Consider the following 15,428-nt stretch of genomic DNA (forward strand, 5'->3'; position numbering starts at 1 on the left):
GGATTTTTAAATTAATTTGTATAAAATCTATTTATAGTAATTAAAAACCACTGTAATCGTTTCCAATAAAAGTGTTGACAGAACGAAAAACCCGTGCGATACTTTTCATAAGTTCTAACAAGTGAAAAATAGTTCAATAAAAGGAGGAATTATTGTGGAGTTGTTACAAAATATCTTAAGTTCTTTTGGTGCCGCTGTTGTTGTACCGGTAATGTTGTTCATCGTAGCCTTATTTTTGAAGGTAAAGCCGAAAAAAGCCTTTCAATCTGCGTTAAATGCCGGAATCGGATTAACAGGTTTCAACTTGATTGTTAATTCATTTGTGCCGATTGTTACACCTGTCATCAATAACATGGTTGAACAAACAGGTGTTAAATTACCAGTATTTGACACTGGTTGGCAGGCAACCTCAGTTATTGCCTATTCTACACAGGTAGGTGTCGTCTTCTTAGTAGTGGGATTGGTCCTGCAAGTGGCTTTGTTTCTATTAAAGTGGACAGATGTATTTATGCCTAGTGATATGTGGAACAACTATTCTTTCATGGTTTGGGGTTCTATGATTTATTTGATTACTAGTAACATGGCTTTAGCCATGGCTTGCATGATCGTGCAAAACTTATACGTCATGCTACTTGGAGAAGTAATCGCAAAACGCTGGGCCAATTATTATAATTTGCCTGGTACGACATTAACTGCACCGCATCATGTAACTTCTGTTCCTTATGCAATCGTGATGAATTGGCTTTTAGATAAACTAGGTGCTGGGAAAATCAATTGGGATCCTGCCACTTTGAAAAAGAAATTAGGGTTTTTAGGAGAGCCGGTTACTTTAGGATTGTTTTTAGGTTTATTAATTGGAATTATGGGAAATTTGAATAATTTAACTTCATTAGATGGTTGGGGCAGTGTTTTCACAATGGGGTTAGCAGTATCAGCCGTTATGGCGATTTTCCCTCGGGTCGCAAGTATTTTCGCTTCAGCATTCACTAGTCTAACGAATGCTAGTAAGAAAACTGCGAAAGGCAGCGGTAAAAACCGTGAATGGATGCTCTCTGTCAATGACGCCGTCGGTTACGGGGAACCCGCAACTTTAATGACTGGGCTGATCTTGATTCCAATCATGGTATTGCTGGCGATGATTTTACCAGGAAATGAAACGCTACCTTTGGTTGACTTAATCGCTTTGCCATACATGGTAGAAATGATTATTTGTGTTTCGAAAGGAAATATTTTCAAAGGCGTTATATCAGGAATCATTTGGTTTACGATTGGACTATACGTATGTACATTAACAGCACCATACTTTACTGAAGTTGCTGCTCAAGTTGGCGTGAATATTCCAGAAGGCGCTATGATGATTACGAGCTTCGGAATTTTATACAATCCTGTGATGGCATTAATCTTTTTAGCCTTTTTATCAGGGAACTTTTTATGGATGGGAATCGTTGTTGTTCTTTATTTAGCAATGTATGTATTGTTCAAGAAAAATAAACAAGCTGTTTGGAGTTTCTTGGAAGGTGAGAAAAAGGGTGCTCCAGAAGAAAAGGTGGTTGCATGAAGGCGCTAGTCAAAACAGAACCTGGCTATAATAAAATGAAGTTGTTAGAAATTGAGAAGCCTGTACCTAAAGGAACCGAAGTATTGGTTAAAGTGATTTATACAGGAATTTGCGGAACAGATATTCATGGATTCAAAGGAGAATACGATCGCTTGAAGACACCGTTAGTGTTGGGTCATGAATTCTCTGGAGTAGTCGAAGCAATAGGAGAAAGTGTAACAAATGTACAGAAAGGTGATTTGGTCACTAGTGAGACGACGTTTGATACTTGCGGGGAATGTGAATCATGTAAAAATAAGGAGTACAATCTTTGTTTAAACCGTCAAGGAATAGGCAGTCAAGTGAACGGCAGCTTTGCGGAATATGTGTTGACTCGGGAAGAGAGCATCCATGTTTTAGATGAAAAAATCAGTTTATTGGCCGCATCGATTACTGAACCCATCGCTTGTGGTGTTCATGCAAGCCTTGAAAAAGCGCAAGTTAAGAAAAATGACGTGGCAGTGATTGTCGGACCTGGTCCTATTGGCTTATGCTTAAGTCAAGTATTAAAAAGTGTTGAGGCCAAAGTGATTGTTGTAGGAATCACTCAAGATGCAGAACGGTTGAAAACGGCAAAAGAATTAGGTGCAGATATCGTCATTGATTCCTTGACAGAAGACGCGGTTGAGATCATAAATACATTTACTAATGGAAAAATGGCAGATTATTGTTTCGAATGCTCTGGTGCAGCCCCCGCAATTAAAAATATTTTTGATTATTTGAAACAAAAAGGAACTTTAGTACAAATGGGGGTCTTTTCTAAAAGCTTAAATGAGTTAGATATGAATTCAATTGTACAAAGAGAAATGAATGTTATTGGTTCGCGCTCTCAAAAACCGTCTACATGGCGTTTGACTTTGGATTTAATGAGAAAAGGAAATATTGATGCGGAACGCTTGATAACAAAAGTTTATCCATTGGAAAAATGGGATGAGGCAATTGAACAAGTAATGGCTGGCAATGAGATAAAAGTTGTGTTACAGCCGAACAAACAATAAGGTGAGGATTAGTGATGGAAGAGAGAAATCTTGTAGAAAAAAATTGCATCTTGCTTGATCAAGATGTCCATTCGTTTGACGAAGTTATTCAATTAATCGGAGCGGAATTTGAAAAGGCGCAGATTGTGAAACCATCCTACGTGGATGCTGTGATTGCCAGAGAAAAAGTATTTCCTACAGGCTTAGCGGCTGACGGGCATAATATCGCGATTCCTCACACGGACCCGGAGCATGTCTTGCGTCCAGGGATGGGTGTCGTTGTTACGAAAGAACCGATTGAAGTTTCCATGATGGGAAGTCCAGATATTAAATTGCAAAGCAACATTTTTTTCCCGCTGGCAATGGAACACCCTAAGAAGCAGTTGGCCTTGTTGCGGCAACTAATGAGTGTTTTTAAAACGAAAGAAGACTTGGATTCGATCCGTATGGCTAAAACGCCCGAAGAAGTTTTAGCGGTAACTAGTAAAATAAAGTTTTAACAGACATCAATTGATGGAAGCGTTATACTATTGGTAGATAGAGGAAATGCTGTGTACCTGAGAAAAAATGAATAACAAACTAATGGGAGGTTTAGAAATGGCTGAAATTAAAGTTTTATCCGTGTGCGGATCTGGCACAGTTAGTTCAGCAATGGTTGGTGAACGGATCGTCGAGCTGTTAGAGGAGCACGGTTATGAAGTAGAGATTCAAGAAGTTAACCCGGGAATGGTAAAGGGAGCTGTAGCCAATGGAGATATTGATCTAATTGCCTTTACAAGTCCAATTGACCCAGCAGATGCGGAGGGAATTCCACAAATCAATTCTGTCGGATTATTGACGGGTTTAGATGAAGAAACATTCTTAGATGCAGCGCTAGAAGCCTTGAAAGAAATGGGAAAATAATAATTTGTAAGGCTGGATCAGAGTGTCCAGCCTTTTTTGAAAGGATAGAATAATGAAGTTAGTTGCTTTGGATCTTGACGGGACAACACTAAATTCCAGCGGAAAACTGACAAAAAAGGTTACTGAGGCGATTCGTTTAAGAGCAGAATCCGGTGCGTACCGATTTGCTTTTTGTTCTGGACGACCCATGTCTGGTGTTTTGCCCCATGCGGAAATTGCAGGCATCGCTGGCGATTATCACGTAATTGCCAATGGAGCAATAGTGCAAAATGGAAGCGGTCAGAAACTTGTTGAAAAGTTGCTTGATTTAAACGATTATCAGGAAGTGGTAAATTATTGTCAAAACAATGCCTTGACATGCATCGCTGTTAGCGAACGAGAAGTAACAACTCCTTTTCCAACGATCAATCTAGGAACTTTAGAATTTTGTTTTCTAACAAATAACCAGTTAAATGTCTGTCCAATCAGCGAACTTAACCCAGCGGACAAATATTCCAAATTGCTTATTTGTGATAACCCCGATATAATTAAGCAGAACAAAAGTAAGATAGAACAACGCTTTTCTAATCATTATTCTTGTGTTCAGGGATACCCCACAATGATTGAGTTTTCTAAGAAAAATGTCAGTAAGGGAGCAGCATTAGTAAAACTAGCTGACTATTATGGTATTTCCAATAATCAGGTATTTGTGATCGGTGACAATGGGAACGATCTCTCGACTTTTGAAAGATTTTCTCAATCAATCGCCATGGGAAATGCTACGATTGAATTAAAAAAGGCAGCGAAATGGCATTGTCCAACGAACGATGAAGATGGAGTAGCAAAAGCATTAGAGCTCATTGACGAATTTATTACATAATTACAGGATGTCGGTCCAGTATTCGAACTAGGAGGAAAAAATGGCGAATGATATTTCTACATTATTAAAAGTAGCAGAACTTTATTATTTAGATAGGATGAACCAAAATGATATTGCGAAAATAATTGGGGTATCCCGTCCATCCATTTCCAGAATGCTGGAAGAAGCCCGTGAAAAACAAATTGTCAAAATATCGATCGAAGCGCCCTTTGAGCGAAACAATAAACTGATGATGCAATTAAAAGAAAAATTTGATTTATTAGAAGTTATCGTTGTAAAGAGTTTAGGGGACTACGATTATGATCTAGACAACGTAAGTAAAGCTTCAGCAGATTTTATCAGCAATGCGCTATCAAATGATAAGATTTTAGGGATATCTTGGGGTGTAACGGTCGAAAAAATGGTGAAAAATTTCCCGGATCATGACTTAAAAAATGTTCATGTCGTTCAGCTGACTGGAAGTTTAGGCCCAAATCGAACAGTGATGGATGGAAATGAACTGGTTTTCCGCTTAGCGCAAAAACTAAACGGACGTCATGAATTTTTCAATGCACCGGCTTTTGTCAATTCCAAAAAGCTGCAGGAAGAGCTGTTGGCGCAACCGCAAATTGATTTGAATATCTCACTTGGACGGAAAATTGATGTGGCGTTTAGCGGAATCGGAAATATCGAAACGACGCGAAATACACTTGTTTCTTCAGGGATTTTAGATAATCGTGATTTGAATGATCTTGTAGCCGAAGGCGCTGTGGGAACGATGATCGGTCGAGCGTTTGATATTGAAGGAAAAGAAATTCAATACCGCAATCAATTTCCGATATCTAGCGGCTTAGACTCTTTACGCCTAGCCCCAATTAGTATTGGTGCAGTCTGCTCGAAGAAAAGAGCAACGGCAACTCTAGGAGCTATCAACGGTAAATTGATCAATGTGTTGATTTGTGATGAAGAAGTTGGGTATGAATTATTAGATAGTTAACTAAAAAAATGCTGCTGTTTGAATGTCTCTTCAAACAGCAGCATTTTTCATTTTATTTACTTGTTTTAGTAGCAGGGTCTAATTTCCGTTCGACCATCCCTAAAATCCAGTCAGTCATGATAGCCATTAAAGCAGTAGGTAAGGCACCTGCCAAAATAATGGCGGTCCCATCTGTTGCATTCGTACCACGAATGATAATATCGCCTAAACCACCCGCTCCAACGAATACTCCGATGGCAGTGATTCCGATGGCAACGACTAACGCATTTCGAATTCCTGCCATAATGACTGAAACGGACAGAGGCAGTTCGATCATATAAAGTCGCTGCCAATTTGTCATGCCCATGCCGGTTCCGACGTCTAAGGCATTTTTATCAACTTGCCGCATACCAGTGTAAGTATTTTTGATAATTGGTAGTAACGAATATAAAAATACTGTCAGGATAACAACGTTGACACCAAGACCCATTCCAATCATCAATACGGAAATCATTGCCAATGAGGGGATTGTTTGGATAACATTGGCTAAACGAATAACCCAATTGGCTAACTTCGTATGGCGCGCAATGAAAATCCCCAACGGAATTCCCACGATCGCGGCGAAGATAACTCCATAGATCGAGATTAAGAAGTGGCGTACAAATTGGGCAAAAATAATACTGCCATTCGTTTGATAGTATTGAATGAATTGTTGAAAAGTATTTAGATTTTCCACTACGCTCACTTCCCTTCGAAATAGTTATGTTCTTTTAGAAAATCTTCTGCAACGATTTGTGGTTCGACTAAGTCATTATCTGCGCGATAATTAAGCTTTTGCATCTCTTCAGTAGAAATCGTTCCTGCAAGACGTTCCAGTGCATCTTTTACTTTGGGATCAGATTTCAATAGCTTATTAGAAACGATTGGCGCAGCGTCATAAGGAGGGAAGAAGCGTAAGTCATCTTCCAGCATTACGAGATCATAGCTGGCGATACGTCCATCTGTTGAATACCCGAGAACAATATCCATCTTTCCAGCTGAGAGGGCATCATATACAAGGCTGACCTGCATCGGTAAGATTGAAGAAAACTCAAATCCATAGGCTTGCTTAAATCCTTCGTAGCCATCTCCTTTACGTGTAATCCAAGAAGTGTCTACCCCAGCTTTCAATTCTCCTGAAACTCGTTTTAAATCACTTACCTTTTTAAGATTATATTTTTCAGCGGTATCTTTTCTTACTAAAAAGACATAGGTGTTATCAAATCCGTAAGATGGAAACCAAGTTTGATCAAAACGTTTTTCAAATTCATCATGCACGATATTGAACGCTTTTTTCGGATCTTTTTCCGCAGGCAATTGCAAGATAGACGATAAATCTGTTCCCGTGTAGCGTGCGGAAGATATGGAAGCATCGTCTTTTAACATAGCTTGATGGTTAATCATATTGGTAGCTAAATTATTAATTACGGTGGTCTTTTTATCCGTATAATGTTCAACCATACCAGCAGTGATGCTCCCTAATATTTGCATTTCTGAAGTAATCCCGCCTGTAATCGCGATTGTGTCTTCATCATCATTGGAAGCTAATCCAGGAAAAGAACAACTACTTAGAAACAATAATGAAAGTCCGAGTAAAGCTAAAACTTTTATTTTTTTCACTCTTTACTCCTCCTTCCTTAGTGCTGCGGGTGTCATGCGATCCTCTAAGAAACCTAATAAGAGGTCCACAATTAACGCCATTAAGATAACAGGAACGGTTCCAGCGATAATCAAAGGGGGTTGGAAATTATTCAAACCACTGAAAATCATATCCCCTAATCCGCCTGCTCCAATATAAGAAGCCAGCGTTGCCCATGCAATTACATACACTGCGGCTAAACGAATACCAGCCATGATCGTTGGGACTGCGATTGGCAATTCTACCGTGAAAATTGATTGCAAATTGGTCATCCCCATGCCTTTAGCAACATCTCGGTAATTTCGATCTACGTTTTTCATTCCGATATAGGTGTTTCGTAAAATCGGCAATAAAGAATAGATAAACAACGCGATGATCGCTGGGAATTTACCTACGCCGAAGAAGGGAATCATCAAAGCAAGCAAAGCAAGTGAGGGAATGGTTTGTAAGACACTGGCAACCCCGATAACAAAATTTGATATTTTCGGCAGGCGAGTCAATAAAATGCCTAAAGGTACAGCAACTAAAATACCAAGACCTAATGCAATAGCAGAGATATATAAATGTTCAGCACTCTTTGTCAGCATTTGCCCACCATATTCATTGATGAATGCTTGCATAGTTATGCCTCCTCGCTTGTAATGCTTTCGGCCGCATCTCCGAAGGTTTCTTCTTCACCCCAAAGAACATCATAAATGATGTCTACAAGGGAAACTCTAGTTAAAATGCCGACAAGATGTTTGTTTTCATCTACGACGGGAACATATTTAACGCCACGTTTTAGAATTCGTTGTAAACTATCGCGAACCAAAGCTGCTTCCTTCACATAAAAAACGTTCGGATTAATAATATCTCCGATACTCGTAGCTTTACCGCGTCGACGTTCACGGTCGATAGTTTCCACATCGACAAATCCCTTTAAGACATTGTCTTCATCAACAATTAACAACGTATCTACACGTTTTTCACGCATTAAACGAATGGCATTTTGCAAGCTCTTTTCCGGTGTAATAGATACGGCGGTATGCATCATAATTTCGCCAACTGTTGTCGTATCCGGTTTTGCTTGTAATAATCGATCTTCACCCAAAAGCTCCTCTACGAATTCATTCGCGGGTTGCTGCAGGATGTTTTCCGGTGTATCAAATTGAATGACTTTTCCGTTGTCCATGATCGCAATTCGATTGGCCAATTTTAAAGCTTCATCCATATCGTGGGTAACGAAAACGATGGTCTTACCTAAGCGTTCTTGTAAATCCTTCACAAGGTCCTGTAAAGAATCGCGAGTGATCGGGTCGAGGGCACCAAAAGGTTCATCCATTAAAATGATGTCTTGATCGGCTGCGAGTGCTCGAACAACCCCAATCCGTTGCTGTTGCCCACCAGATAGCTCATGGGGATAACGATCCAGCATGTCCCGCGGTAATTCGACTAGATCAATCATTCTTTCTGCTGTTTTATTTTGCTCTTCTTTGTCTACCTTTAACAAACGTTGAACAAGATTAATATTTTCACGAATCGTCATGTGGGGCATCAATCCAATATTTTGGATGACGTACCCGATTTGTCGACGCAATTCAACAGGGTTTTTCTTTTGAATGTCTTCCCCGTTAATCGTGATTGTTCCTTTTGTTGGATCAATCATCCGATTAATCATTCGCATAGTCGTCGTTTTCCCGCTCCCACTTGTACCAATCAAACAAATGAATTCTCCTTTTTCAAAAGAGAGGTTGACGTCCTCAACGGCTACTTTGTTTCCATTGTAAATTTTAGAAACGTGGTCAAACTCAATCATTTTTTCACTCCTTCTTTCTGAATAAAAATCATCTTATTAGCGCTTTGTACACCAAGATTACGAACTTGCATTAGCAAGATCGTAATCTTAATAATTAGCATCTTAAATGTAGAAAAGTTAACAGACTTATAGTTTTAGTATGCAACAAAGGCCAATTAAAAACAAATAACTGGCTTGTTTTTGGTCAAAATAATGTATTAGAAACCGTTATCTATGGTTTTAAAATAACCGTTTCACCCTTAGTACATCACATTTTTCTCATCACAAAGGAGTAGAGAAGGGGAGAATAAAAAAACATTTTTATACTAATGAAAGAAATCAATTTTTAAATTTGTATTATTTTTTCTTTTGGTTCTTGAGGAAGAAAGCAGCACGGTGCTTTTCAATCAGAATTCCCCATGATAGAATAGCGAAGGAAAAGAGGAGAAGCTATGTTAACCACAGAGGATTTTGATTTTGATTTACCAGAAGAATTAATTGCCCAGACCCCTCTAGAAAAACGCGATAGTTCACGTTTGCTGATTTTGGATCGGGAGACTGGTCAAATTGAGGATAAACATTTTGATGAGATTATTGAGGAGTTAGCTCCTGGTGATGCATTAGTAATGAATGATACTCGAGTTTTGCCTGCTCGCTTATATGGAGAGAAGCCAGAAACCGGCGGTCATCTAGAAGTACTTTTATTGAACAATACACAGGGTGATGAATGGGAGACATTGATCAAACCAGCGCGTAGAGCGAAAGTAGGGACCCAGATTGTTTTCGGTGATGGGCGCTTACGTGCAGAAGTGAAGAAGGAATTGGAACACGGCGGACGGATAGTAGAATTTTCATATGAGGGAATCTTTTTAGAAAATTTAGAGTCGTTAGGTGAAATGCCTTTACCGCCTTATATCAAGGAACGCTTAGAAGATCCTGAACGCTACCAAACGGTATATGCGAAGGAAAATGGTTCGGCAGCTGCGCCAACTGCGGGGCTGCACTTTACTCCGGAATTGTTGGAAAAGATTGCAGCTAAAGGTGTGAAGCTTGTCTATTTGACCCTGCATGTTGGGCTTGGTACATTCCGCCCTGTAAGCGTTGATAATATTGCTGAACATCAAATGCATAGTGAATTCTACCGTTTGACAGAAGAAGCTGCGGCTCAATTGAATGAGGTTCGTGATAATGACGGAAAAATAATTGCTGTTGGGACGACATCTATTCGTACGCTAGAAACAATCGGAACGAAATTCAATGGTGAAATCAAAGCCGACAGTGGTTGGACAGATATCTTTATCACGCCTGGCTATGAATTCAAAATCGTTCAAGCGTTTTCGACGAATTTCCATCTGCCGAAATCAACACTAGTAATGCTAGTCAGTGCTTTTGCTGGACGAGAAAAAACTTTGGCGGCTTATCATCATGCAATTGAAGAACGTTATCGTTTTTTCAGTTTTGGTGATGCAATGTTTGTTAAATAAGAAGGAGACCAGTGAATGATTTCACTGGTTTTTTTGCACACAAAAAAGCCAGGCTCTCGACTGCCTGGATCGCTATGTATAAGTGTTGACATATCAATGGTTTTTAAGTATTTAAAAAAGATGGCTAAAATTTTGGCTAAAATTGTTCGTCCTTTACTATTCTTTTCGAGATGAAGGAAGTAAGGTGGTCAATGCATCTCGCAGTTGATCTTCTGAGCGTTTTGTGACATGTGCGTATGTTTTACCTATCATTGTTGTGTCGATGTGTCCCACACGATCAGCAATCGCTTTCAGCGACACTCCATTTTGAACCAAAAGTGAGATATGAGTGTGACGAAAGCCATGTATATCAATTCTTTTGAGAATTACGTCTGATTCTTCATCCATCAGATCCTGCACATTAATTTTCCATTTTCGTATGCCAGTTGTACTGAGAAATTTGGTACCATCAGAATCTCTATTGTTTGTAAACACAAGCCAATTATCGTTCCATTTTGGATACTTACTTTGTTGCTTTTCACGCCATTTTTTCAATACTTTAAGTGTTTCATCATCAATAGAAATTTGTCGTGTTGAAGATTTGTTTTTCGTCCGTTCAGCGATATATTCACCTTCTTTGCTCACTGTGACTGCGCGGTGAATGTACAAAGTCTTAGCTTCATAGTTTATATCTTTTTCTTGAAGTGCACGTATTTCCTGATTGCGCATTCCTGTCATTGACAATAACCTGAAAAAAGCATATTGTTTATAATTTTTTTCAGACAATCGCTCTGACATGCTTAAGAATAAATATAGTTCTTCTTCTTCGTAAAAGTCATCTGCTTTTGATTGCTTAGCGTCAGACCTCGGCCTCGGTGTATCAACATATTTTGATGGATTACGCTCTAACAATTCAAGTTTGTACGCAAAAAGGATTGGTGCTACAAATCGACTGTACACCAAATCACAACATACGAACTGTTTAGATAGTTCAACTGAATAATCGTTAATCATCAAAGGTGAAATGTCAGTTAGTAGCATATGACCAAATCTAGGTAAAAAATGATTATCAAACATCCCTTTTGCTTTTTTGCTTGTAGCTGGTTCGTGATTTTGTTCAAATTTTTCCATCCATAATTCATACGCATCTTTGTACGTTAAATTTGCTTTTTTTTCATCTTTCCAATACTCACCTGCTGCAACCTGCCGTTCAATTTCGGCAGCGATCAAATTAGCTTCTTTTTTTGTTTTTATACTTCGTCGTTTTGCTGTTGAGTAACTACCCGTTTTTGGATTTTTTCCAAGTGAAACTTGTACAGTGTATGTACCGTTTTTTTCCTTTTTAATTGATGCCATTATGCGCTCACCCTTTCGATGTAAGACCAGCCTTTAAAGGCTAATCCCTGTCGAAAAGTTGATAGAATGATTGTAGAATCATTTTCTTTGCTCCTTTTTCTTCTTTCTATAGTAGAGATTTTTACGGATGGTTGGTTTGATTGCTGATAGCCCCAACAACAACACCTTTTATCTCGAATTTATATGAATCATTATTAGTCGTCAAGATAATGGGTTCGTATTTTGAATCACGGCTATCAGAATCTAAGATTGTTGTGTTTTGTGTCGTATAATAGCGTCTAACATGTTGAATTCCGTTGATTTCGCACAAAATAATTTCCCCATTATTAGGTAAAATGTTAGGAGCAACAGCGACGATATAACCTGCCAAAATAGCATTGTTTATAACATCACTGTTCAATATGAGTGTGAAAATATCAGCGTCTTCTATTAACCAATCACGTGCAATAGATGTTACATCCAATTCACCAGCAGGGTGCAATCCATTTATATCATCAAAAATATACTTAATTGGAACGTTGTCAGTGTCAGCAAATAATCTACGATCAATTTCATCTTCGTAAGACACGATTGATTCGGTGCTAAGTTCTCTCGGATCAATATTTAATAGATTTGCTATTCGAGCAAGTGTTGGTTGATCAATATCTGTTTGACCGCGTTCGGCACGTGACAATGTTGAATGGTTCATATCAATTTGCTGAGCTAGTCCTCTGACGGACATATTATGACTTTCACGAGCGTCTCTGACTATCCTTCCGATTCTTTCTCTGTATGATTGTTTGTCAGTTTCACGATTTACCATTTAAACAGCTCCTTCTCGGTTCGAAATCGAACCTCTTTCTGTAATTTTAGCATAAAATGAAACAAAAATGAACCAAATAGGATGGATGTTAAATTGAATCGACTATTACTGTTGCACTTTTGAACCATAGGTGATATAATGAAATTGAGATAAGGAGTTGAAAAAGATGAAAAAAATAGGAAATATTAAGATAGCAAAACAAGTTTTAAAGCTATTTTGTTTGAATGTTGCAGATGATGGATTACTAGTTATTTCACAAGTAATAGCTGTTCAAATGCAAAAAAATATTGCATTTAATGATAAATTTTTTTACGCCTTGTGGTTCAAAAATGAAACGGAGGTGAAGTGTGATTATGGAAAATACATTAGATAAAAAATTGATCGATCAGTTAGTCAGACAGATAACAGAATTAGTGTTGAAGCAATTACCGCAAACGTTTGAACTGAATCAACTCGAAACTCATGTACATAAGAAAAGATACATGAATCAAAAAGAAGTATGCGAATACATAAATGTATCAGCACACACAATCAATAACTACATAAAACAAGGTTTACCGATTATCCAGATCATTGATGGTGGCAGAACATACTACGACAAGAACGACGTTGATGAATTCATGCAAAACCATAAAATAAGTACAAAAAGCTAACAAACGTTGTAAATGCAACGTACAAAAAATATTATGAAAAGGAAGTTTTTACAATGACAAAAACAAGCCAAGAAACTACACAATTAACTACAGAAGAAACCATCAAAAAAGGAACATTATATCAATCAGACATCATCGAAAAATTAGGTTACAAATATCTGTCAGTATGTCAACGCTGGTACATCAATTGGGATCGGAAGGGTATGTATGAACACACAATCGTCGTTTCTGAAAAAAATGACGAAAAAATAGTAGAAGATTATCTGCGAGGTCTCAATAAACACAAAAAATATCGTTTTTTCAAAGCATATACTTTAGAGCTAAGTAACCAAAATTTGAGACGTCTGTTTGATAACGATGATGAGTTGTTCAACAAAGAAGACAAAGACGTATCTGTTAGATTGAAGAAAATCATGCGTGAAAAGATCATCGAAGATCTCGGACCCGCGTATTTGTACAGAATGATGCTCAAATTCAATACTGTGGCTTATTACAGCTAATACACAAATAAACAACCGCAACCCGGTGGCAAAGGCAGGTTCAATTCCTGCCTGCGGTGTTATCGCAAATACAATGAGTTTTGAAAATGTGATAAATCATTAAACTAGAAAGGATTTTTTCATGAAACCAATTTTAGAATTAAAGACAGCACAATATTTACAAGAATTACTTAAAACGATTGACCCGCAAAAAATTTCTGATGAATATGTTTATGAATTTGGAGTGAAGGCTTTGCATGAACTTACAACTAATATTGAATTAGAAAACGAAGGTGTAGCTAAAAATTTACAAAAACGTCTTCCAACACAGTTAACCAGCGTTGATTGTGCAGTGCTTCTAGTTCGACTTTATGATTTTCGTAAAGTACATATGAGTAATAATTCGAAAGAAACGCTTCTTTCTGTTTACGACAGAAACACAGGATTGTATCGTAATGATAGAGAATATTTTGAGTATTTAATAAAACTGATATCTCCAAATAAAACTATGCGACAATGTGAAGAAGTCTTGTCGGATATTAAGACAGTGGTATCAATTGTACATAGAACTGATGATAAGAATTTGATTGCTGTCGAGAATGGTATCTTCAATAAGAAGACAAAAGAGTTAGAACCATTTACATCTGAATACATTTTCTTTTCAAAGTTGGCTATTAAGTATAATGAATCGATAAAATTACCACGTATTAAAGCGAATGATGGCTTTCGATGGGATGTAGAAAAATGGTTAACTGAACTTGCTAACGGTGATAAAGAGGTAACTACTCTTTTTTGGCAAGTAATTGCAGATTCAATTCAAGGCAATTTTTCAAGAGGTAAAGCGATCTTTTTTTATTCTCAATCTGGGAATAATGGTAAAGGAACCATTGGACAATTGATAAAAAATATTTTAGGAAAGGGGAATTATTGTAGCCTCAGCATTGATGATTTTCGACAACCTTTTTTAAGAGCTCAGCTTGTAAATACAATTGCAAATATTTGTGATGAAAACAACGTGGATCAATATATTGATTCTGTACGAGATTTTAAAGCAAGTATTACTGGCGATGACATAATAATTAACGGGAAGTTCGAAAAGCCTTTTCCATACCAATTTCGTGGATCAAACATACAAATGATTAATGGATTACCTCGAACGCGGGATAAATCAGATTCATTTTATCGTCGAATTATATTAGTACCCTTCTTAAAATCTTTTCAGAATAATGGCGAACGTAAAGAAATTAAGATCGATTATATTGCTAGAAATGATGTTTTAGAGTATGTTCTGAAGAAAGCTTTGTTGATGGATTTTGATGAATACATAATACCAAAAATCAGTTTAGAATTAATGGACGAGTATAAAGAAGTTAATAATTCTGTTTTAAAATTTTGGAAGGAAATGAAAACGGAATTAGTATGGGATTTCATTCCTAAAAATTTCTTGTATGATCTTTATAAATCATGGTTTTATCAGAATATACCATCAGGTCGCACTTATAGTAAGCAACGTTTTTACGAAAATATTTCAGGGATAATTGGAAATGATAACGAATGGACGCTATCTGATAATCCTGTATCTGTTCAAAAACGAATGGATGCTGATGAACCTCTGATAACAGAATATAATCTAGAAAATTGGCAAGATCATCGCTACACTGGAAATGAACAAACAAGGATTAGAAATTTTGAACGAAAAGATCGATATCGAGGAATATGGAAAGTATAGATGCGAAGAGGTACAGAAACTGTATCTCTTTTTTGTGTTAAAACACAATAGATATAATTTCAATTGTGTAAAAATGAAAGCAATAAAAGGTGATTTATTAGCGTTTAATACATGTTGAAATCTACAAACACAGAAAACACAGGTTAGATTGAATTCTTACTAACCTTATAAAAAATATTTTCCTTATTATATATTTGATTGTT

General features: G+C 37.4%; 17 protein-coding genes. 11 read left to right on the forward strand and 6 right to left on the reverse strand.

What is annotated here, in order from left to right; translation table 11 throughout:
* Window positions 1-154 precede the first annotated feature (154 nt).
* From IGI50_RS01400 to IGI50_RS01425, 6 genes are all read left to right on the forward strand, one after another.
* On the forward strand, window positions 155-1,558 hold the full coding sequence (locus tag IGI50_RS01400; RefSeq protein ID WP_438775851.1) for a PTS galactitol transporter subunit IIC: 1,404 nt from the start codon (window positions 155-157) through the stop codon (window positions 1,556-1,558).
* Window positions 1,555-2,595, forward strand: a complete 1,041-nt coding sequence (locus IGI50_RS01405; protein WP_438775852.1) for a zinc-dependent alcohol dehydrogenase — start codon at window positions 1,555-1,557, stop codon at window positions 2,593-2,595. Before IGI50_RS01400 ends, IGI50_RS01405 begins: the two co-directional genes overlap by 4 nt.
* A gap of 14 nt (window positions 2,596-2,609) precedes the next feature.
* The gene (locus IGI50_RS01410; protein WP_438775854.1) at window positions 2,610-3,074 is read left to right on the forward strand and encodes a PTS sugar transporter subunit IIA; all 465 of its coding nucleotides are present in this window, start codon (window positions 2,610-2,612) and stop codon (window positions 3,072-3,074) included.
* A gap of 97 nt (window positions 3,075-3,171) precedes the next feature.
* Window positions 3,172-3,477, forward strand: coding sequence for a PTS sugar transporter subunit IIB (locus IGI50_RS01415; RefSeq protein WP_218256496.1), 306 nt, complete (start codon window positions 3,172-3,174; stop codon window positions 3,475-3,477).
* A 52-nt stretch (window positions 3,478-3,529) separates the two neighbouring features.
* A complete protein-coding gene (locus IGI50_RS01420; protein ID WP_438775855.1) occupies window positions 3,530-4,336 on the forward strand; it encodes a Cof-type HAD-IIB family hydrolase in 807 nt (268 codons plus the stop codon).
* A gap of 40 nt (window positions 4,337-4,376) precedes the next feature.
* The gene (locus tag IGI50_RS01425) at window positions 4,377-5,312 is read left to right on the forward strand and encodes a sugar-binding transcriptional regulator (protein WP_438775856.1); all 936 of its coding nucleotides are present in this window, start codon (window positions 4,377-4,379) and stop codon (window positions 5,310-5,312) included.
* 52 nt (window positions 5,313-5,364) lie between these two features.
* Here IGI50_RS01425 and IGI50_RS01430 read toward each other — a convergent pair whose 3' ends face one another.
* The 4 genes from IGI50_RS01430 to IGI50_RS01445 are packed head-to-tail and all read right to left on the reverse strand — an operon-like array spanning window position 5,365 to window position 8,764.
* On the reverse strand, window positions 5,365-6,027 hold the full coding sequence (locus tag IGI50_RS01430) for an ABC transporter permease (protein ID WP_028020376.1): 663 nt from the start codon (window positions 6,025-6,027) through the stop codon (window positions 5,365-5,367).
* Window positions 6,028-6,032: 5 nt separating this feature from the next.
* Window positions 6,033-6,950 carry an osmoprotectant ABC transporter substrate-binding protein gene (locus IGI50_RS01435; RefSeq protein ID WP_010747147.1) on the reverse strand — a complete coding sequence of 306 codons (918 nt, stop codon included), beginning with the start codon at window positions 6,948-6,950 and terminating at the stop codon, window positions 6,033-6,035.
* Window positions 6,951-6,953: 3 nt separating this feature from the next.
* A complete protein-coding gene (locus tag IGI50_RS01440; protein WP_010747146.1) occupies window positions 6,954-7,589 on the reverse strand; it encodes an ABC transporter permease in 636 nt (211 codons plus the stop codon).
* Window positions 7,590-7,591: 2 nt separating this feature from the next.
* On the reverse strand, window positions 7,592-8,764 hold the full coding sequence (locus IGI50_RS01445; RefSeq protein WP_438775858.1) for a betaine/proline/choline family ABC transporter ATP-binding protein: 1,173 nt from the start codon (window positions 8,762-8,764) through the stop codon (window positions 7,592-7,594).
* Window positions 8,765-9,195: 431 nt separating this feature from the next.
* On the opposite strand from IGI50_RS01445, the gene queA reads away from it, so the two are divergent.
* Window positions 9,196-10,227 (forward strand): tRNA preQ1(34) S-adenosylmethionine ribosyltransferase-isomerase QueA, encoded by a 1,032-nt coding sequence (gene queA, locus IGI50_RS01450; RefSeq protein WP_438775859.1) that lies wholly within the window; start codon window positions 9,196-9,198, stop codon window positions 10,225-10,227.
* Between the two features lie 156 nt (window positions 10,228-10,383).
* Here queA and IGI50_RS01455 read toward each other — a convergent pair whose 3' ends face one another.
* Both IGI50_RS01455 and IGI50_RS01460 read right to left on the reverse strand, forming a co-directional pair.
* Window positions 10,384-11,562, reverse strand: a complete 1,179-nt coding sequence (locus IGI50_RS01455; RefSeq protein WP_438775861.1) for a tyrosine-type recombinase/integrase — start codon at window positions 11,560-11,562, stop codon at window positions 10,384-10,386.
* 121 nt (window positions 11,563-11,683) lie between these two features.
* Window positions 11,684-12,364, reverse strand: a complete 681-nt coding sequence (locus IGI50_RS01460) for a helix-turn-helix domain-containing protein (RefSeq protein WP_438775862.1) — start codon at window positions 12,362-12,364, stop codon at window positions 11,684-11,686.
* A gap of 166 nt (window positions 12,365-12,530) precedes the next feature.
* On the opposite strand from IGI50_RS01460, the gene IGI50_RS01465 reads away from it, so the two are divergent.
* From IGI50_RS01465 to IGI50_RS01480, 4 genes are all read left to right on the forward strand, one after another.
* Window positions 12,531-12,737: a hypothetical protein gene (locus IGI50_RS01465; protein WP_438775864.1), complete on the forward strand. Its 207-nt coding sequence runs from the start codon at window positions 12,531-12,533 to the stop codon at window positions 12,735-12,737.
* Window positions 12,718-13,017 carry a helix-turn-helix domain-containing protein gene (locus IGI50_RS01470; protein ID WP_438775865.1) on the forward strand — a complete coding sequence of 100 codons (300 nt, stop codon included), beginning with the start codon at window positions 12,718-12,720 and terminating at the stop codon, window positions 13,015-13,017. The genes IGI50_RS01465 and IGI50_RS01470 overlap by 20 nt, the downstream gene beginning before the upstream one ends.
* 53 nt (window positions 13,018-13,070) lie before the next feature.
* Entirely contained in the window at window positions 13,071-13,517 is a 447-nt protein-coding gene (locus tag IGI50_RS01475) for a hypothetical protein (RefSeq protein ID WP_438775866.1), read from the forward strand.
* A gap of 121 nt (window positions 13,518-13,638) precedes the next feature.
* The gene (locus tag IGI50_RS01480) at window positions 13,639-15,225 is read left to right on the forward strand and encodes a DNA primase family protein (protein ID WP_438775868.1); all 1,587 of its coding nucleotides are present in this window, start codon (window positions 13,639-13,641) and stop codon (window positions 15,223-15,225) included.
* Window positions 15,226-15,428 lie beyond the last annotated feature (203 nt).

The sequence above is a fragment of the Enterococcus sp. DIV0170 genome, assembly GCF_051710765.1.
GTDB classification, from domain to species: Bacteria; Bacillota; Bacilli; order Lactobacillales; family Enterococcaceae; genus Enterococcus_A; species Enterococcus_A raffinosus.

What these genes read in the sequence shown, in the direction of transcription:
- IGI50_RS01405 (WP_438775852.1), top strand. Translation starts at nt 1,555, where the DNA reads ATGAAGGCGCTAGTCAAAACAGAACCTGGCTATAATAAAATGAAGTTG.
- IGI50_RS01410 (WP_438775854.1), top strand. Translation starts at nt 2,610, where the DNA reads ATGGAAGAGAGAAATCTTGTAGAAAAAAATTGCATCTTGCTTGATCAA.
- IGI50_RS01415 (WP_218256496.1), top strand. Translation starts at nt 3,172, where the DNA reads ATGGCTGAAATTAAAGTTTTATCCGTGTGCGGATCTGGCACAGTTAGT.
- IGI50_RS01420 (WP_438775855.1), top strand. Translation starts at nt 3,530, where the DNA reads ATGAAGTTAGTTGCTTTGGATCTTGACGGGACAACACTAAATTCCAGC.
- IGI50_RS01425 (WP_438775856.1), top strand. Translation starts at nt 4,377, where the DNA reads ATGGCGAATGATATTTCTACATTATTAAAAGTAGCAGAACTTTATTAT.
- IGI50_RS01440 (WP_010747146.1), bottom strand. Translation starts at nt 7,589, where the DNA reads ATGCAAGCATTCATCAATGAATATGGTGGGCAAATGCTGACAAAGAGT.
- IGI50_RS01445 (WP_438775858.1), bottom strand. Translation starts at nt 8,764, where the DNA reads ATGATTGAGTTTGACCACGTTTCTAAAATTTACAATGGAAACAAAGTA.
- queA (WP_438775859.1), top strand. Translation starts at nt 9,196, where the DNA reads ATGTTAACCACAGAGGATTTTGATTTTGATTTACCAGAAGAATTAATT.
- IGI50_RS01455 (WP_438775861.1), bottom strand. Translation starts at nt 11,562, where the DNA reads ATGGCATCAATTAAAAAGGAAAAAAACGGTACATACACTGTACAAGTT.
- IGI50_RS01460 (WP_438775862.1), bottom strand. Translation starts at nt 12,364, where the DNA reads ATGGTAAATCGTGAAACTGACAAACAATCATACAGAGAAAGAATCGGA.
- IGI50_RS01465 (WP_438775864.1), top strand. Translation starts at nt 12,531, where the DNA reads ATGAAAAAAATAGGAAATATTAAGATAGCAAAACAAGTTTTAAAGCTA.
- IGI50_RS01470 (WP_438775865.1), top strand. Translation starts at nt 12,718, where the DNA reads ATGGAAAATACATTAGATAAAAAATTGATCGATCAGTTAGTCAGACAG.
- IGI50_RS01475 (WP_438775866.1), top strand. Translation starts at nt 13,071, where the DNA reads ATGACAAAAACAAGCCAAGAAACTACACAATTAACTACAGAAGAAACC.
- IGI50_RS01480 (WP_438775868.1), top strand. Translation starts at nt 13,639, where the DNA reads ATGAAACCAATTTTAGAATTAAAGACAGCACAATATTTACAAGAATTA.